Origin of the sequence: Streptomyces sp. XM83C, assembly GCF_023072675.1 — a bacterium.
Classification (GTDB): domain Bacteria; phylum Actinomycetota; class Actinomycetes; order Streptomycetales; family Streptomycetaceae; genus Streptomyces; species Streptomyces thermocoprophilus.
On record NZ_JALLGL010000037.1, the window covers coordinates 15,009 to 32,428 of the forward strand.

At 73.7% G+C, this 17,420-nt stretch carries 14 protein-coding genes; 7 read left to right on the top strand and 7 right to left on the bottom strand.

Annotated features, from left to right (window positions below; translation table 11 throughout):
• Position 1: 1 nt before the first annotated feature.
• Entirely contained in the window at positions 2-730 is a 729-nt protein-coding gene (locus MTQ10_RS07040; RefSeq protein WP_247463365.1) for a response regulator transcription factor, read from the bottom strand.
• Positions 731-971: 241 nt separating this feature from the next.
• Between MTQ10_RS07040 and MTQ10_RS07045 the strand changes: the two genes are divergently transcribed.
• Genes MTQ10_RS07045 through MTQ10_RS07055 form a run of 3 tightly spaced genes read left to right on the top strand, consistent with a single transcriptional unit; the run spans position 972 to position 3,093 of the window.
• On the top strand, positions 972-1,685 hold the full coding sequence (locus MTQ10_RS07045; protein ID WP_247463367.1) for a glycosyltransferase family 2 protein: 714 nt from the start codon (positions 972-974) through the stop codon (positions 1,683-1,685).
• The gene (locus MTQ10_RS07050; protein WP_247463369.1) at positions 1,682-2,299 is read left to right on the top strand and encodes a TIGR04282 family arsenosugar biosynthesis glycosyltransferase; all 618 of its coding nucleotides are present in this window, start codon (positions 1,682-1,684) and stop codon (positions 2,297-2,299) included. The genes MTQ10_RS07045 and MTQ10_RS07050 overlap by 4 nt, the downstream gene beginning before the upstream one ends.
• A gap of 29 nt (positions 2,300-2,328) precedes the next feature.
• A complete protein-coding gene (locus MTQ10_RS07055; RefSeq protein ID WP_247463389.1) occupies positions 2,329-3,093 on the top strand; it encodes a class I SAM-dependent methyltransferase in 765 nt (254 codons plus the stop codon).
• 316 nt (positions 3,094-3,409) lie between these two features.
• Here MTQ10_RS07055 and MTQ10_RS07060 read toward each other — a convergent pair whose 3' ends face one another.
• On the bottom strand, positions 3,410-4,681 hold the full coding sequence (locus MTQ10_RS07060; RefSeq protein WP_247463371.1) for a molybdopterin-dependent oxidoreductase: 1,272 nt from the start codon (positions 4,679-4,681) through the stop codon (positions 3,410-3,412).
• A 118-nt stretch (positions 4,682-4,799) separates the two neighbouring features.
• On the opposite strand from MTQ10_RS07060, the gene MTQ10_RS07065 reads away from it, so the two are divergent.
• Positions 4,800-6,251, top strand: a complete 1,452-nt coding sequence (locus MTQ10_RS07065; RefSeq protein WP_374117579.1) for a hypothetical protein — start codon at positions 4,800-4,802, stop codon at positions 6,249-6,251.
• Positions 6,252-6,324: 73 nt separating this feature from the next.
• A complete protein-coding gene (locus MTQ10_RS07070; protein WP_247463373.1) occupies positions 6,325-6,765 on the top strand; it encodes an SRPBCC family protein in 441 nt (146 codons plus the stop codon).
• Positions 6,766-6,942: 177 nt separating this feature from the next.
• Here the strand turns inward: MTQ10_RS07070 and MTQ10_RS07075 are convergent, their stop codons facing one another.
• From MTQ10_RS07075 to MTQ10_RS07095, 5 genes are all read right to left on the bottom strand, one after another.
• Complete coding sequence (locus MTQ10_RS07075) at positions 6,943-8,121, bottom strand: XdhC family protein (RefSeq protein ID WP_247463375.1); 1,179 nt, start codon at positions 8,119-8,121, stop codon at positions 6,943-6,945.
• A gap of 52 nt (positions 8,122-8,173) precedes the next feature.
• Positions 8,174-9,631, bottom strand: a complete 1,458-nt coding sequence (locus MTQ10_RS07080) for an NCS2 family permease (RefSeq protein WP_247463377.1) — start codon at positions 9,629-9,631, stop codon at positions 8,174-8,176.
• 258 nt (positions 9,632-9,889) lie between these two features.
• Positions 9,890-12,277 carry a xanthine dehydrogenase family protein molybdopterin-binding subunit gene (locus MTQ10_RS07085; RefSeq protein WP_247463379.1) on the bottom strand — a complete coding sequence of 796 codons (2,388 nt, stop codon included), beginning with the start codon at positions 12,275-12,277 and terminating at the stop codon, positions 9,890-9,892.
• A gap of 2 nt (positions 12,278-12,279) precedes the next feature.
• Positions 12,280-12,861, bottom strand: a complete 582-nt coding sequence (locus MTQ10_RS07090; RefSeq protein WP_247463381.1) for a (2Fe-2S)-binding protein — start codon at positions 12,859-12,861, stop codon at positions 12,280-12,282.
• Positions 12,861-13,754, bottom strand: coding sequence for an FAD binding domain-containing protein (locus MTQ10_RS07095; protein WP_247463383.1), 894 nt, complete (start codon positions 13,752-13,754; stop codon positions 12,861-12,863). The genes MTQ10_RS07090 and MTQ10_RS07095 overlap by 1 nt, the downstream gene beginning before the upstream one ends.
• A gap of 402 nt (positions 13,755-14,156) precedes the next feature.
• On the opposite strand from MTQ10_RS07095, the gene MTQ10_RS07100 reads away from it, so the two are divergent.
• Entirely contained in the window at positions 14,157-15,836 is a 1,680-nt protein-coding gene (locus MTQ10_RS07100; protein ID WP_247463385.1) for a PucR family transcriptional regulator, read from the top strand.
• Between the two features lie 162 nt (positions 15,837-15,998).
• A complete protein-coding gene (locus MTQ10_RS07105) occupies positions 15,999-16,769 on the top strand; it encodes a hypothetical protein (RefSeq protein ID WP_247463387.1) in 771 nt (256 codons plus the stop codon).
• The last annotated feature ends 651 nt before the right edge of the window (positions 16,770-17,420 follow it).

Genomic DNA, 17,420 nt, shown 5'->3' on the forward strand with positions numbered 1-17,420 from the left:
GTCAGCTCCCGGTGGCCGCGGCCTCGAAGCGGTAGCCGACACCCCACACCGTCTGGATGAGGCGGGGGCGGGCCGGGTCGTCCTCGACCTTGCCGCGCAGCCGCCGCACATGCACGGTGACCGTGGACAGGTCGCCGAAGTCCCAGCCCCACACCTCCCGCATCAGCTCCTCGCGGGAGAAGGCACGGCCCGGATGCCGCAGGAAGAACACCAGCAGATCGAACTCACGGATGGTGAGGGCGAGTTCGGTGCCGTTCTTGGTGGCGCGGCGGGCCGACGGATCGACCTCGAGGCCGTCGGCGCGCAGCACTCCGGACGTGCCCGCGGGCCGGGTGCGGCGCAGCACGGACTCGACGCGCAGGACGAGTTCGCGGGGGCTGAACGGCTTGGTGACGTAGTCGTCGGCGCCGACCTCCAGGCCGAGGATGCGGTCGTCCTCGTCGCCGCGCGCGGTGAGCATGATCACCGGCACCGGGCCCTGTCCGCGCATCCGGCGGCACACCTCCAGGCCGTCCATGCCGGGCAGCATCAGGTCGAGGACGACCAGGTCGGGCCAGTGCGCGGCGGCGTGGGCGAGGGCGGCCGGTCCGTCGTCGGCGCGGTCCACGACGTATCCGGCGCGGTCGAGGTAGCCGGAGACCACCTCCGAGACGGTGGGGTCGTCGTCGACGACCAGGACCCGGGCGCCCGTGTCCCGTTCGGCGCGCGGAGTGTCGTACGGCTGCTGCATGACACCAGCGTCGCACCCCGCCGGGCCGCGTGGCGCGGGCACGCTGGGATGTCCGCGTTTCGTAAGGGGTGCGGGCGACGCACCGGGACAGGCATGGACACCGCCCCCGCCCGGCCCGCCGGTGCGCCCCCTGTCGTGTGTCGCGCCGGGTCGCACGCGCGTGCGGACCTCGGGCCGTCCGGTGCGACGTCCGCGTTTCGTAAGACGACAGCGCCCGTTATGCCCCTTTCGCGTCCGTAGGGTGAGTGCCGTGACGACCCCTCCCCCGACTTCCCCGGCACCGCCCGTCGATGTCGTCCTGCCCTGTCTGGACGAGGCCGAGGCGCTGCCCTGGGTACTGGAACGCATCCCCGCCGGCTGGCGGGCCCTGGTGGTGGACAACGGCTCCACCGACGGCTCGGCCGACATCGCCCGCGCCCTCGGCGCGACCGTGGTGCACGAGCCGCGGCGCGGCTTCGGCGCCGCCTGCCACGCGGGCCTGCTCGCGGCCCGCGCCGACATCGTCTGCTTCTGCGACTGCGACGCCTCCCTCGACCCGGCGCTGCTGGAGCCGTTCGTGGAGCGGATCCGGTCCGGCGAGACCGATCTGGTGCTGGGCCGACGCCGGCCCGTGCGGCGCGGGGTGTGGCCCGCGCACGCCCGTACCGGGAACCTCGTGCTGGCCCGCATGCTGCGCCGCCGCACCGGTCTGCGGCTGCACGACCTCGGCCCGCTGCGGGCCGCCCGCCGTGAGGCGCTGCTCGCGCTGGGGCTGACCGACCGGCGCAGCGGCTACCCGCTGGAGATGGTGGTGCGGGCCGCCGACGCGGGCTGGCGGATCAGCGAACGCGATGTGCCGTATCTGCCGCGCAGCGGCGCCTCGAAGGTGACCGGCACCTGGCGCGGCACCTGGCAGGCGGTACGGGACATGAGCCGGGTCCTGGCCCAACCCGTGACCGGGGAGGCGGTGCGGTGACCACGCTGCTCGTGATCGCGAAGGAACCGCGCCCCGGCCGGGTCAAGACCCGCCTCACCCCGCCCTACTCCCCCGACGAGGCCGCCTCTCTCGCGGCGGCGGCGCTCACGGACACCCTGCGGGCGGTGGCGGCGACGCCCGCCTCCCGCCGGGTGCTGGTGCTGGACGGGCGGCCGGGGCCGTGGCTGCCGCCGGGCTTCGACGTCGTACCGCAGTGCGGCGGCGGCCTGGACGAGCGGCTGGCCGCCGCGTTCGCCGCCTGCACCGGGCCGGCGCTGCTCATCGGCATGGACACCCCGCAGGTCACACCCGACCTGCTGACACTGGAACCGGACGGCTGCGACGCGTGGTTCGGGCCGGCGGAGGACGGCGGCTTCTGGGCGCTGGGCCTGGCCTCGCCCGACCCTGAACTGCTGCGCGGGGTGCCGATGTCCCGCCCCGACACCGGGGCACGGCAGCGGGCCCGGCTGGTCGAGGCGGGCCTGCGGGTGCGGGATCTGCCGCTGCTGCGGGACGTGGACACGGCCGCCGACGCCGACGCCGTCGCCGCGAGCGCCCCGGACGGCCGGTTCGCGGCGGAACTCGCCCGCGTCCGCCCGGGAGTACGACGGTGAGCCCCGCGCGGCCCCGCACGGGCACCGTCATGCCGCCCGCGGCCACCGGGACGTGGGGCGACGATCCGTACGCGCGTGCCGTGCGCTCCGGGCGGGGCCCGCTGTTCCTCAGCCGCGGCGACGGCTGGCTGCTGCCGCTGGAGGTGGAACGCTGGTGCGCGCGGGCCGACGCCGTCGATCTGGAGGTGCTGCGGCGCTGCGAGGGCGGTGTGCTCGACGTGGGCTGCGGGCCGGGCCGGCTGGTCGTGGAGCTGGCCGCGCGGGGCGTGCCCGCGCTCGGAGTCGACGTCAGCGCCGCCGCCGTCGCCCGCACGGTGGCGCTCGGCGGGCGGGCGGTGCGCCGCTCGGTGTTCGCGCCGCTGCCCGACGAGGGCCGCTGGGGCACCGCACTGCTCGTCGACGGCAATCTCGGCATCGGTGGCGACCCCGCCGCCCTGCTGTCCCGGCTGCGGGAACTGCTCGCGCCGGGCGGGCTGCTCATCGCCGAGACGGTCCCCGCCGACATCGACGAACGCGTCCTGGTCCGGGTCACCGACGCCGCCGGCCGCAGCAGCGCCCCCTTCCCGTGGGCACGGCTCGGCACGGCGGCACTGCTGCGGCACGCCCGCCCGCTGGGCTGGCGTGCCGTCGATCAGTGGGCGGCCGGCGGGCGCTGCTTCGTCGCGTTGCGCAGCCGCCGCTCCCGCGTCAGCCGCAGCAGGAGCAGCAGCGCCGAGCCGGCGAAGAGCACGGCGCTGATCAGCAGCCAGCGGGCGGCGAAACCGTCCGGGGACAGCGCGGTCACCGATCGGTAGCGGTCCGCGACCTGACCGGTGATCAGCGGGAACCACACCAGCAGCAACAGCCCCGACAGGGCGGCCGGGACCCGGACGTATCCGGTCAGCTCCCGGCGGTCACGTGCGCCGAACGCCCGTACGACGGCGTGATCGGCGGTCGCGTACAGCGGCAGCAGCACCAGATCGTGGACGAGGGCGGCTCCCACGAACCACAGCAGGACACCGACGGTGTCACCGTCCAGCAGCCGCACCCCGGCGTACCCGGCGAGAGCGAACGAGCAGGCCAGCAGCAGCATCGTGAACGGGCTGCCGAGCGGCAGCGCGAGGCGGCGCATCACAGGTCTCCGAACGTCAGCCGGGCCACCCACTTGGTGTTCAGCACACCGGGCGCGGCCGGCACGATGATCCGCGCCGGGTGGCCGTGGTCGCGGGTGAGGGGCTCGCCGTTGACGTCGAGGGCGAGCAGCGAACGCGGGTCGGCGACCTGGTTCGCGCGCAGCGCGGCCCGCCGGAACGCCCCCTGCCGCTGAAGGGACTCCACGAACACGTCCGGCGGATCGGTGTCGTACCCGACGAGCGCGGCGAGGTCCCGCAGCCGCACCCCGCGCCACCACTGGTCGGGCGTGGACCAGCCCTCCACGCAGGCGATCGGCAGCGCCGCGCTGTGCTGCGGCATGGCGAGCAGGTCGGCGCGGCTGAGGCGGACGGTGCCGGTGCTGCCGCTGACGACGAGCCGCCAGGCCTCCTCGCCGGTCTCGGCGGCGCTGATCCCGGCGTACGCGGCGGTCTTGTTGATCTGGAAGCCGCCCGGTCCGCTGCCGGGGTCGGCGCCGCCGTGCGGGGCGAGCAGCGCGGTCCGCCGCCACACGCCGCCCAGGCTCTGTCCGACGCTGGTGACGAACAGCAGCAGCGACGCCCCGCCGACCAGCCCCAGCGCGCCGCGCCGGGACACGGTCGGCTGCGCGGGCCGCGGGGAGACCAGCTCGGCCGCCTCGTCGTCCCGGCCGTGACCCGTGCCGCGGGTGTCCCGCAGCCGGCGGGCGTTGCGCAGCGCGGTCGGCAGCCGCAGCACGACGTGGGCGACGAACGCGGCGAAGAACACCCATGCCCCGTAGAAGTGCAGCGCGTAGAAGGAGCCGGGGAACAGGTAGTCGAGCTGGATGTTCAGCACGCCGGTGGTGAACTCGAACAGGGCGCCGCCGACGAGCAGCAGCAGGGAGAGGCGCTCCAGGGCGTGGCTGACGGAGCGGGCCGGGGGCAGCGCGAACAGCTTCGGCACCACCGACCACAGTTTGGCCAGCAGCACGGGGATCAGGGTCAGCCCGAGGGTGACGTGCACGCCCTGCGTGAACCGGTACAGCCAGTGCGGGTCGGTGGGCCAGTCGAAGAGAAAGAACCCGAGGATCCCCTTGCCGGGGGTCTTGTCGTTGACCGGCGAGAGGCCGGGGTTGTAGGCGGCGTACGACACCAGTCCCGTCACGAACAGCACGGTGATCCCGGCGAGCAGGACGAGGCCGAGGACGGAGGTCAGCCAGGGGCCGCGCAGCGGGCTGCGCCAGAACCCGGGCGAGGTGGGGAGCCTTGGGTCACGGTCGGGGTGCGGCATGGCTCGACCGTAGGCCGGGACAGGCCCCCGGAGGGGGTCACGACCCATGACGAAACGCTGACGTCCGGGCCGGGCAACGCCACGGGACGGTCCCGGCGGCCTAGCGTTCGACGGTGTGATCCGTACCCGAACCGCACCAGGACCCGCCGCCCCTCCCCGCGACCGGCGGGGCGTCCGCGCCGGTGACGCCGCCGCCGTGCTCGTGGCCGTCGCACTCGTCGTCGCGGCGGTCTTCGTCGGCCGTCACATCCAGGACACCCGGCACTCCCTGTTCGTCGACTGGCCCCCGCTGGTGGGCACCTGGGAGCCGCACCTCGGGCCCGGCACACCGTTCGCGGCGGCCGTCGCCGTCGCGGTGGTGGCGTACGGCCCGCGGGTGGCCGCCCGGCTGCGCTGGCGGGCCCTGCTGCTCGCCGCGTACGGCACCGCCCTCGCCTGGACCTGGTCGCTGGCGCTGATCGACGGCTGGCAGCGGGGCGTGGTGGAGCGGCTGACCACCCGGCACGAGTACGTCCCCGTCGTCGGCCGCTTCCACGACATCCCGGCCGCCCTGCGGGACTTCACGAACCACATCCTGATCCACTCCCCCGACAACTGGCCCGCGCACGTGGCCGGGCATCCGCCGGGCGCCGTCCTGACGTTCGTGCTGCTGGACCGGGCGGGGCTCGGGGGCGGCGGCTGGGCGGGCGCCTGGTGCATCACCGTCGGCGCGACGGGCTGCGTGGCCGTGCTGGTCGCGGTGCGGGCGCTGGCCTCGGAGCGGCTCGCCCGGCGTGCGGCGCCGTTCCTGGTGCTCGCGCCGGCCGCGGTGTGGGCGGGCGCCTCCCCCGACGCGTACTTCGCGGCGGTCGTCGCCTGGTCGGTGGCGCTGCTCGCGCTCGCGGTGAGCGGGGGCGCGCGGTGGTGGGCGCTGGGCTCGGGGCTGCTGTTCGGGCTCACCTGCTATCTGTCGTACGGCCTGACGCTGTTCGCGCTGCCGCTCGCCGCTGTGCTGCTGCTGGGGCGGGGGCGGCCGCGGGTGCTGCCGTTCGCGGTGGCGGGCCTCGCGGTCGTCCCGGCCGCGTTCACCCTTGCCGGGTTCGACTGGTGGGAGGCGTACCGGCTGCTGGTGCGCCGCTACTACGAGGGCGCGGGCGGCATCCGGCCGTACGGCTACTGGGTGTGGGCCAACCTGGCCTGCACGGTGCTGCTGATCGGGCTCGCCTCGGCGGCCGGGCTGCGGCGGGCGGGGGGCGTGCTGGTGTCCGCCCGGCGCCGGCGCGCGGACGAGGGCGCCGTACGGTCCGGGGGCCGTACAGCGGGTGCCGTACGGCGGGTGGTGGACGCCGTCCGGGCCGGCGGGCGGGGGACGCCCGAGGTGCGGCTGGCGGTGCTGGTGGCCGCCGCACTGCTGGCGCTGCTGGTCGCCGACCTCTCCGGGATGAGCAAGGCGGAGACCGAGCGGATCTGGCTGCCGTTCGCGCTGTGGCTGCTGCCGTCGTGCGCGTTCCTCGACGGCACGCGCGCGTGGCTCGCCGCCCAGGCGGTGCTCGCACTGCTCGTCAACCATCTGCTGCTGACCGGCTGGTGACGGACCGGCCGGTCGAGGCCGGCGGTGACCCGGACACGGGCCGGTCGTGAGCACGGTTCTCTAGGATCATGGCGTGGCCGAATTCCACCTCCAGCGCACCGCGCCGCTCTCCCTCGACGAGGCCTGGCACAGGCTGACCGACTGGCCCCGGCACGGGCGGGCGGTCCCCCTCACCCGTGTCCGGGTCCTCACCCCGCCGCCCACGGCCGAGGGCACTGTCTTCGTGGCCCGCACGGGGCTCGGGCCGGTCGGCTTCGACGACCGCATGGAGGTCACGGTGTGGCGTCCCCCGGCCGGGGACACGCCGGGCCGCTGCCGGCTGGAGAAACGCGGCCGGCTGGTGCGCGGCTGGGCGGAGATCGAGGTCCGGCCGGGGCCGGGCGGCCGGGCACGGGTGGTCTGGCGGGAGGAACTGGACGTACGGCTGCTGCCGGCGCTGTTCGACGGTGTGCTGGCGCGGGCGGCCCGCCATGTGTTCGGGCGGGCGGTGAACCGGCTGCTCAGGGGCGTGTGACGGGCGCGGGCGCCGGAGCGCGGGACGGGCCGGTGTCGCACGGCACGGCCGGCGGGGCGTGGAGCGACTTCCGGTGCCGTACCGCACGGGAACCCACCCCGCGCGGCCCCTTCCGGTGTCGTGCGGTCCCGGAGAACCGTGGACGCTCTCCGGGTGTCGTACGGCCTCCGAGCCCCGTCAGGCCACCGACCCGATCCGTCCCGTCGGCCCCGGCGCGGACGCCGTGTCGTGGTGGATCGGCGTGTGCGCGCCGGTCAGGGACACGCCGCTGCCGCCGCGCCGGTTCGCGACGATCTCCGCGGCGATCGACAGTGCTGTCTCCTCCGGTGTGCGGGCGCCGAGGTCGAGGCCGATCGGGGAGCGCAGCCGGGCCAGTTCGAGGTCGGTGACGCCGACCTCGCGCAGCCGGCGGTTGCGGTCCAGGTGGGTGCGGCGGGAGCCCATCGCGCCGACGTACGCCACCGGCAGCCGCAGCGCCAGCCGCAGCAGCGGCACGTCGAACTTGGCGTCGTGGGTGAGCACGCAGAGCACGGTACGGGCGTCGACGTCGGTGCGCTCCAGGTAGCGGTGGGGCCACTCGACGACGATCTCGTCGGCGTCGGGGAAGCGTTTCGCCGTGGCGAACACGGGCCGGGCGTCGCACACGGTGACGCGGTAGCCGAGGAACTTGCCGATCCGCACCAGCGCCGACGCGAAGTCGATCGCACCGAAGACGATCATGCGGGGCGGGGGCACGGACGACTCGATCAGCAGGGTCAGCGGGGCTCCGCAGCGGGAGCCCTGCTCGCCGATCTCCAGGGTGCCGGTGCGGCCGGCGTCGAGGAAGGCGCGGGCCTCGGCGGCGACGGTGCGGTCGAGTTCCGGATGCCCGCCGAGCCCTCCGGCCGGGCGGGCGGACACCTCGGGGTCGTCGTCCGCGGCGCGGACCAGCAGGGCCCGGCCGAGCAGGTCGGACGGCCCGCGCACCACGCGGGCGACGGCAGCCGCCTGCCCTCGCGCGGCGGCGGCCAGCGCCTCCGCGACCACCGGCCGGGCCGGATCGGCGGCCCGGACCGGGGTGACGAGGACGTCGATGACGCCGCCGCAGGTCAGGCCCACGGCGAAGGCGTCCTCGTCGCTGTAGCCGAAGCGTTCCAGGACGGTCTCGCCGTCCTGGAGCGCCTGCCGGCACAGCTCGTACACGGCGCCCTCCACACAGCCCCCGGAGACCGAGCCGATCGCCGTGCCGTCGGCGTCGACCGCGAGGGCGGCGCCGGGCTGGCGGGGGGCGCTGCCGCCGACGGCCACGACGGTGGCGACGGCGAAGTCACGTCCCTGCTCGACCCACCGGTCCAGCTCTTCGGCGATGTCCAGCATCTGTCGGTCTCCTTCGGAGGCGGTGCGGAACGGGTATCCGGGACGGGGGCGGCTAGTGCACGCCCAGCCAGCTCTCGATCGGGTTGAGGGCGAAGTAGATCAGGAACACCACGGTCAGCCCCCACATGAAGGCGCCGATCTCGCGGGCCTTGCCCTGGGCGGTCTTGATCGCGACGTAGGAGATGACGCCGGCGGCGACACCGGTGGTGATGGTGTACGTGAACGGCATCAGCACGACGGTGAGGAACACCGGGATCGCGGTGGCCCGGTCGGCCCAGTCGACGTGCCGGGCGTTCATCAGCATCATCGCGCCGATGACGACGAGGGCGGCCGAGGCGACCTCCTGCGGCACGATCGCGGTGAGCGGGGTGAAGAAGAGGCAGGCCGCGAAGAACAGGCCGGTGACGACGGAGGCGAGACCGGTGCGGGCGCCCTCGCCGACGCCGGTGGCGGACTCGATGAACACGGTCTGCCCGGAGCCGCCCGCGACACCGCCGATCGCGCCGCCCGCGCCGTCGATGAACAGCGCCTTCGACAGGCCCGGCATGCGGCCCTTGTCGTCGGCGAGCTTCGCCTCGGTGCCGACGCCGATGATGGTGGCCATCGCGTCGAAGAACCCGGCGAGCACCAGTGTGAAGACGATCATGCCGATGGTCATGGCGCCGACCTCGCCCCAGCCGCCGAACTCGACCTCGCCGAAGAGGGAGAAGTCCGGCATGGAGACGGCGCTGCCGTGCAGTTCGGGCGCGCCGCTCGCCCAGGCGTCCTTGTCGATGACGCCGGCGGCGTTGAGGACGGCGGCGACGACCGTGCCGGAGACGATGCCGATGAGGATCGCGCCGGGCACGTTGCGGGCCTGGAGCATGAAGATCAGCAGGAGGGTGCCGGCGAACAGCAGCACCGGCCAGCCGGCCAGCTCACCGGCGGGGCCGAGGGTGAGCGGGGTGGCCTTGCCCTGGTGGACGAAGCCGGACTTGTAGAAGCCGATGAGGGCGATGAACAGGCCGATGCCCATGGTGATGCCGTGCTTGAGCGCGAGCGGGATCGCGTTCATGATCATCTCACGCAGGCCGGTGACGACCAGCAGCATGATGACGGCGCCGTACATCACGCACATGCCCATCGCCTGCGGCCAGGTCATCTCGGGCGCGACCTGCGAGGAGAGGACACCGGAGACGGAGAGGCCCGCGGCGAGGGCGAGGGGCACCTTGCCGACGAAACCCATCAGCAGTGTGGTGAGGGCCGCCGCGAACGCGGTCGCGGTGATCAGCGCCTTCTGGCCGAGCGTGTCGCCGGCCGCGTCCTTGCCGGACAGGATCAGCGGATTGAGCAGCAGGATGTACGCCATCGCCATGAAGGTGGTGATGCCGCCGCGCACCTCGCGCGCGACGGTGGACTGCCGCTGGGATATGTGGAAGTACCGGTCGAGCCAGGACCGTCCGGCCGGGACGCGGGTGCCGTGGCCCGCGTCCTCCGCGACGGTCTCCGGCTCAAGTGACTGCTGGGTCATGTGGGCCTACTCCCAAGGTTCATAGGGGCACCCGCATGAAGAACCGCTCACGGTCTTCGACCGCTGTGCGCGGCTGCGGGATTTGGGAAGGTGCTGCGGCCGCACGACCCGGGGGACGGCCCGAGACGAACGAACAGGTACGGAACGAGAAGGGTGGTGCGGTCCGGGTACCGCGAGCGGTGCGGCACCGGGGGGGTTCTCCGGGCGGCGCGGGGGAGGTGTGACGTTCCACGGTGCGCCGCCCGGAGGGTCGGTGGGTTACGCCGTGCCGGTCAGGTGCTCGGGCCGCACCGGGGTGCGGTCGAGTTCCAGGCCGGTGGCGTTGCGGATGGCCGCGAGGACGGCGGGCGTCGACGACAGGGTCGGCGCCTCACCGATGCCGCGCAGGCCGTACGGGGCGTGCTCGTCGGCGAGTTCGAGCACGTCGACGGGGATGCTCGGGGTGTCGAGGATGGTGGGGATCAGATAGTCCGTGAAGGAGGGGTTCTTCACCTTCGCGGTCTTCGGGTCGACGATGATCTCCTCCATGACCGCGACGCCCAGACCCTGGGTGGTGCCGCCCTGGATCTGGCCGACGACGGACAGCGGGTTGAGGGCCTTTCCCACGTCCTGGGCGCAGGCCAGCTCGACGACCTTGACGAGGCCCAGTTCGGTGTCCACCTCGACGACGGCGCGGTGCGCGGCGAACGAGTACTGGACGTGCCCGTTGCCCTGCCCGGTGCGCAGGTCGAACGGCTCGGTCGGGCGGTGCCGCCACTCCTCCTCGACCTCGACGGCCTCGTCCTCCAGCACGTCCGCGAGGTCGGCGAGGACCTCGCCGCCGTCGGTGACGACCTTGCCGCCCTCCAGGAGGAGTTCGGCGGTGGCCCACGCCGGGTGGTAGGAGCCGAACTTGCGGCGTCCGATCTCCAGGACCTTCTCGCGGACCAGTTCGCAGGCGTTCTTCACGGCGCCGCCGGTGACGTACGTCTGCCGGGAGGCGGAAGTGGAGCCGGCGGAGCCGACCTGGGTGTCGGCGGGGTGGATGGTGACCTGCTGCACGCCCAGTTCGGTGCGGGCGATCTGCGCGTGGACGGTGATGCCGCCCTGGCCGACCTCCGCCATCGCGGTGTGCACGGTCGCGACCGGTTCCCCGCCGACGACCTCCACGCGGACCTTGGCGGTGGAGTAGTCGTCGAAGCCCTCGGAGAAGCCGACGTTCTTGATGCCGACGGCGTAGCCGACGCCGCGGACGACGCCCTCGCCGTGCGTGGTGTTGGACAGGCCGCCCGGCAGCTGCCGTACGTCGGCGCCCTCGCTGGACTCCCACTGGCGCTCCGGCGGCATCGGCATCGCCTTGACGCGGCGCAGGAGTTCGGCGACCGGGGCCGGGGAGTCGACGGGCTGGCCGGTCGGCATGATCGTGCCCTGTTCCATGGCGTTGAGCTGCCGGAACTCCACGGGGTCCATGCCGAGCCGCTTCGCCAGCTTGTCCATCTGCGCCTCGTACGCGAAGCACGCCTGGACCGCGCCGAAGCCGCGCATGGCGCCGCAGGGCGGGTTGTTGGTGTAAAGGGCGATGGCCTCGATGTCGACGTCGTCGATGACGTACGGGCCGACGCTGAGGGAGGAGGCGTTGCCGACGACGGCCGGGGAGGCGGAGGCGTAGGCGCCGCCGTCCAGCACGATCCGGCACTTCATGTGGGTGAGCTTGCCGTCCTTGGTGGCGCCGTGCTCGTAGTAGAGCTTCGCGGGGTGGCGGTGGACGTGCCCGAAGAACGACTCGAAACGGTTGTAGACGATCTTGACGGGCTTGCCGGTGCGCAGTGCGAGGAGGCAGGCGTGGATCTGCATGGACAGGTCCTCGCGTCCGCCGAACGCGCCGCCGACGCCGGCCAGCGTCATCCGTACCTTGTCCTCGGGCAGGCCGAGGACGGGGGCGATCTGCCGCAGGTCGGAGTGGAGCCACTGGGTGGCGATGTAGAGGTGGACGCCGCCGTCCTCCTCGGGGACGGCGAGGCCGGACTCGGGGCCGAGGAAGGCCTGGTCCTGCATGCCGAAGGTGTACTCGCCCTCGACGATGACGTCGGCCCGCTCGCGTGCCTCCTCCACGTTGCCGCGGACGATGGGCTGGCGGTGGACGATGTTGGGGTGCGGGACGTGCCCGATGTGGTGGTCGTCGCGGTTCTCGTGGACGAGGACGGCGTCCGGGGCGAGCGCGGAGGCCTCGTCGGTGATCACCGGCAGCTCGCGGTACTCCACCTTGATCTTCGCGGCGGCGCGGCGGGCGGTCTCCGGGTGGTCGGCGGCGACGATCGCGACGGGCTCGCCGTGGTGGCGTACCTTGCCGTGGGCGAGGACGGGGGTGTCGCGGATCTCCAGGCCGTAGTGCTTCACCTCGGCGGGCAGGTCGTCGTACGTCATGACGGCGTACACGCCCGGTGTGGCGAGGGCCTCGGCCGTGTCGATGGAGACGATCTCGGCGTGGGCGACGGTGGAGCGCAGGATCTGGCCCCAGAGCATGTCCTCGTGCCACATGTCGGACGAGTACGCGAACTCGCCGGTGACCTTGAGGGTGCCGTCGGGGCGGAGCGTGGACTCGCCGATGCCGCCCTTGGCGGGCGCGCCCTGGGTGATCTTCGTGGGGGTTCCGCTGGGGGAAGCCATGGTCAGACCGCCTCTCCCTGCCGTGCGGCCGCCAGGCGGACCGCGTCCATGATCTTCTCGTAGCCCGTGCAGCGGCACAGGTTGCCGGACAGTCCTTCGCGGATGTCGGCGTCGGTCGGGTTGGGGTTGCGTTCCAGCAGCTCGTCGGCGGCGACCAGCAGGCCGGGGGTGCAGAAGCCGCACTGGACGGCGCCGGCGTCGATGAACGCCTGCTGGATCGGGCTCAGCTCGGTGCCCTCGCCGGTCTGCGAGTCGGTGCCCTTGGCCTGCCACTGCTGCGCCGCGTCGAGGGAGGTGCCGCAGGCGCCGGTGGCGCAGCCGCCCTCGGTGCGCTGCTTGGCGTAGTCGGCGAGGCCCTCGACGGTGACGACGTCGCGGCCCTCGACCTGGCCGGCGGCGACCAGGCAGGAGCAGACGGGCACGCCGTCGAGGCGGACCGTGCAGGAGCCGCACTCGCCCTGCTCGCAGGCGTTCTTGGAGCCGGGCAGGCCGAGCCGCTCACGCAGCACGTACAGCAGGGACTCGCCCTCCCACACGTCGTCGGCTTCCTGCGGACGTCCGTTGACAGTGAAGTTGACGCGCATTACGCAGCTCCCTCCGAGGCGCGACGGGTGCCGCGGTACGACTCCCAGGTCCAGGTCAGCGTGCGGCGGGCCATGACGCCGACCGCGTGCCGGCGGTAGCTCGCGGTGCCGCGGACGTCGTCGATCGGGTTGCAGGCGGCGGAGCACAGCTCGGCGAACCGCTTGGCGACCGACGGGGTGATGATCTTGCCGTTGTCCCAGAAGCCGCCCTCTTCGAGCGCGGCGTTCAGGAACTCCTCGGCGGCCTTGGCCCGGACGGGGGTCGGGGCGGCGGAGCCGATGCCGGTGCGGACCGTACGGGTCTCCGGGTGCAGGGCGAGGCCGAAGGCGCACACCGCGATCACCATGGCGTTGCGGGTGCCGACCTTGGAGTACTGCTGCGGGCCGTCCGCCTTCTTGATGTGCACGGCGCGGATCAGCTCGTCGGGCTGGAGCGCGTTGCGCTTGACGCCGGTGTAGAAGTCGTCGACGGGGATCAGGCGGGTGCCGCGGGCAGCGGACGCCACCTCGACCTCGGCGCCGGCGGCGAGGAGCGCCGGGTGGGCGTCGCCGGCCGGGGAGGCGGTGCCGAGGTTGCCGCCGACGCCGCCGCGGTTGCGGATCTGCGGGGAGGCGACGGTGTGCGAGGCGAGGGCCAGACCGGGCAGTTCGGCCCGCAGATTCTCCATGATCTTCGTGTAGGGCACGGAGGCACCCAGCCGCACGCTGTCCTCGCCGACCTCCCATTCGTAGAGGTCGCCGATGCGGTTGAGGTCGAGGAGGTACTCGGGCCGACGGTGGTCGAAGTTGATCTCGACCATCACATCGGTGCCACCCGCGATCGGCACAGCGGTGGGGTGCTCGGCTTTCGCTGCGAGCGCCTCCTCCCAGCTGGCGGGGCGAAGGAAGTCCATGACCGGCTCTCTTCTTCGTCTCAGTGCTCTTGGAAGCTCCCGGTGACTCCCGGAAGCGGTCGAAAGCTCTTGGAAGTGATGCGTTTGAGCCAATCCGTGTGCGGCCGGCCCGGCTCGTTCATGCGCTGTTCACGTGGAGTGCGCTCAGTACACCGCCCTGTGCTCCCTCGGTGTCAGTCACCGAAACCATGAAGGAGTTGGCTGGCCAGGGAGGTCATCTTGTAGATTCATATGAACGGAGGCCATCCGTAACCTCTGCGTTTTCCTGTGGAAACGCCAGACACAGCAGGTCCGCGCCGCGCGGGCCGCCCTCCGCAGGCCGGCGACCCGTCCGCCCGGCCCACCACCACAGGACCCACACCACTCATCGTAGATTTCTAGACAGGAACGGCGGCGACGAGAATGCGGCTGCGCGCACTGCTGGACACCGACGCGCTGGGCCTCAGGCTGCTCGGCGGCGAGGACGAGCTGGACCGCACCGTCCGGGGCGTGATGACCACCGACCTGCGGGACCCCAGCCGCTACCTCTCCGGCGGCGAACTGGTCCTCACCGGCCTCGCGTGGCGCCGCGACGCCGCCGACTCCGAACCCTTCGTACGGATCCTCGTACAGGCCGGGGTCGCGGCGCTCGCCGCCGGCGAGGCCGAGCTGGGCGACATCCCCGACGATCTGATCGTCGCCTGCGCCAAGCACCGGCTGCCGCTGTTCGCGGTGCACGAGTCGGTGGCGTTCGCGACCATCACCGAGCATGTCGTACGGCAGGTCAGCGGCGAGCGCGCCGGGGACCTCGCGGCGGTCGTGGACCGGCACCGGCGGATGATGACGTCCGGCCCGGCCGGCGGCGGCCCGGACGTCGTCCTGGACCTGCTCGGCACCGATCTCGACCTGCGGGCCTGGGTCCTCTCCCCCACCGGGCGGGTCATCGCAGGCCCCAAGCAGGCGGCGCCCGAGCCGCCCGCCGACGTGTGCGCACAGCTCGCCGAGGAGCATCTGACCGCCACCCGCGGCGGGCGGCGCGGCCCCCATCGGGTGCTGGTCGGCACCACCACGTACTCCCTCTTCCCGATCCGCAGCAGCGGGCGCTCCCCGCAGGCGGCGCGGGACGTGCGAGAGACCGTCCTGTCCGACTGGCTGCTCGCCGTCGAGGCCGACTCCTCCGACTGGCCCGAGGAGCGGCTCGACCTGCTGCACGGCGTCACCCAGCTGATCGCCGTCGAACGGGACCGGCGCGACGCGGCCCGCACCGTGCGGCGCCGACTCGCCCAGGAAGTGCTGGAACTGGTCCAGACGGGCGCCGCGCCCGCCGAGATCGCCGCCCGGCTGCGGGTCGCCGCGCCCGTGCTGCTGCCCGGCCTCGGCGCCGCCCCGCACTGGCAGGTCGTCGTCGCGCGCGTCGAATGGGACGGCGGGGAGATCGACGGCGGGCCCGTCGCCCAGTCGCTGCTGGAGGAGATCCTCGTCGACCCGCGGACCACCGGCCCCGAGCCCTCCGACCGGATCGCCGTCGCCCACACCGGCGACGAGGCCGTCGCGCTGGTGCCGCTGCCCGCGGTGACCGGCGAGCAGGACGGCGACGGCGAGAACGCCGGCGTCCTCGCCGACCAGCTGCTGCGGTCCGTCGCCGAGCCCCTCTCGGCCGGCCTCGACGGCGACGGACGGCTCACCCTCGGCGTCAGCGCCGCCGTCCACTCCGCCGAGGGACTGCGCGGCGCGCTGGAGGAGGCACGGCACGCCCGCCGCGTCGCCGCCGCCCGGACCGGCCGGGTCTGCGCCGCCGGACACCACGAACTCGCCTCGCACGTCCTGCTGCTGCCGTTCGTCCCCGACGACGTACGGCGCGCCTTCACCGCGCGGCTGCTCGACCCGCTGCGCGACTACGACCGGCGGCACCGGGCCGAGCTGATCCCCACCCTGGAGGCGTTCCTCGACTGCGACGGCTCCTGGACGCGCTGCGCCACCCGCCTCCACCTGCACGTCAACACCCTGCGCTACCGGGTGGGGCGCATCGAGCAGTTGACGAGTCGTGACCTGTCCCGGCTGGAGGACAAGCTGGACTTCTTCCTGGCCCTGCGCATGAGCTGACGGCGGGAGGGGAGTGGTGAACGCCGTCCGTGCGCGCCGGGCGGCCGATTCTCACCCCACGACTTTGTGAAAAATTTCACCCATCCTCTTGGCCGCGTACGCTGATTGGTGCTGGAATGCCGCCACCACTCAAGGCTCGATGGCGTGCTCGGGGAGGGCAACGTGGCGCATACCGCCATGTCTGGTACGGGAACGAACGCCGGTGACGATCCGCTCCAGACCGCGGTATGGCGGTTGCGCTCACGCGCCTGCTGGACCGACGCGGCGGCCCTGCTGAACCCGGCCGTGCCGGGCGCGGCGCTGCAACGGGCCGCGCTGCTCGTGGAGCGGTGCCTGTACACCGAGCAGGGCTGGGAGGACGCCGAGGACGCCCTGCGCACGGCGGAGGCGGTCGCCGTCGGCGACGAGGAGCGCGGCGCCGCCGCTTGTGAACGCGGGTACTTGGCCTACGCCGCCACGCTGCACGGCGTGCGCGACCGGGCCGACGAGGCGCGGGCCGCGCTGGGACGGGCCGCCGCGCTGATCCCGCCGGGGGCGGCGGGCAGAGCCCTGCTGGACTTCCGGCGCGGTCTCCTCGCGGAGAACCTGGCCCGCTCACCGCAGGCCGCGCGAGCCGCGTACCGACGCGCACACGCGGGTGCCGCGGAGGCGTCGGACGCCCTGCTGCTGTCGTTCACCTGGCGCCACCTCGCCGGACTGGCCCTGCGGGACGGGGAGGTGGCGGAGGCGCGGGAGGGCTTCGCGCAGTCCCTGCGCATCCGCGAGGAACTGGGCTACCTGGTCGGCACGGCCCCCGCACTGGCGTCCCTCGCGGACACGGAAACGGAACCGGAGGCGTCCCGGCTCCGCGAGGAGGCGCGACGGCTGTTCCGCCTCCTGGGCGGCGTCCCGACATGGCTGGCCCGCCAACTGACGCCACCGGCGGCGGCGTGACGCGCCCGGCGGGGGCTTTGGCGGGGCCATCGTTTCCACCGGGCGCCCGGTGGGAGGCGTTCGCGCAGTTCCCCGCGGCGCCTTTGTTTGGCGGGGCCATCGTTTCCACCGGGCGCCCGGTGGGAGGCGTTCGCGCAGTTCCCCGCGCCCCTGTCTGTGCCTGGGGCATCGCTTCCACCTGCGGGCCGGTGGGGGGCGTTCGCGCAGTTCCCCGCGCCCCTTCGTTTGGCGGGGCCATCGCTTTCACCTGCGGGCCGGTGGGGGCGTTCGCGCAGTTCCCCGCGCCCCTGTCTGTGCCTGGGGCATCGCTTCCACCTGCGGGCCGGTGGGAGGCGTTCGCGCAGTTCCCCGCGCCCCTTCGTTTGGCGGGGCCATCGCTTTCACCTGCGGGCCGGTGGGGGCGTTCGCGCAGTTCCCCGCGCCCCTGTGGTCACCTGCGGGCCGGTGGGGGGCTTTCGCGCAGTTCCCCGCGCCCCTGATGCCTGCGGCGGCCCGTTTCGGTGGGTGCGTGGCTGGTGTAGCGCCAGCCGTTCGGTGGGTGGGACGGGGGCGCGCCGGGGGGTGTCCGTCCTCGGTGCGACGCTCTGTCTCGTAAATCCGCACCCGGGGTTTGCGCCGCACGCTGCGGGCGGGCACCCCCCGGCACACCCC

Bases quoted from the DNA above. Each gene is read 5' to 3' on its own strand.
- MTQ10_RS07040 (WP_247463365.1), bottom strand. From the start codon at position 730: ATGCAGCAGCCGTACGACACTCCGCGCGCCGAACGGGACACGGGCGCC.
- MTQ10_RS07055 (WP_247463389.1), top strand. From the start codon at position 2,329: ATGCCGCCCGCGGCCACCGGGACGTGGGGCGACGATCCGTACGCGCGT.
- MTQ10_RS07060 (WP_247463371.1), bottom strand. From the start codon at position 4,681: ATGCCGCACCCCGACCGTGACCCAAGGCTCCCCACCTCGCCCGGGTTC.
- MTQ10_RS07075 (WP_247463375.1), bottom strand. From the start codon at position 8,121: ATGCTGGACATCGCCGAAGAGCTGGACCGGTGGGTCGAGCAGGGACGT.
- MTQ10_RS07080 (WP_247463377.1), bottom strand. From the start codon at position 9,631: ATGACCCAGCAGTCACTTGAGCCGGAGACCGTCGCGGAGGACGCGGGC.
- MTQ10_RS07085 (WP_247463379.1), bottom strand. From the start codon at position 12,277: ATGGCTTCCCCCAGCGGAACCCCCACGAAGATCACCCAGGGCGCGCCC.
- MTQ10_RS07090 (WP_247463381.1), bottom strand. From the start codon at position 12,861: ATGCGCGTCAACTTCACTGTCAACGGACGTCCGCAGGAAGCCGACGAC.
- MTQ10_RS07095 (WP_247463383.1), bottom strand. From the start codon at position 13,754: ATGGACTTCCTTCGCCCCGCCAGCTGGGAGGAGGCGCTCGCAGCGAAA.
- MTQ10_RS07100 (WP_247463385.1), top strand. From the start codon at position 14,157: ATGCGGCTGCGCGCACTGCTGGACACCGACGCGCTGGGCCTCAGGCTG.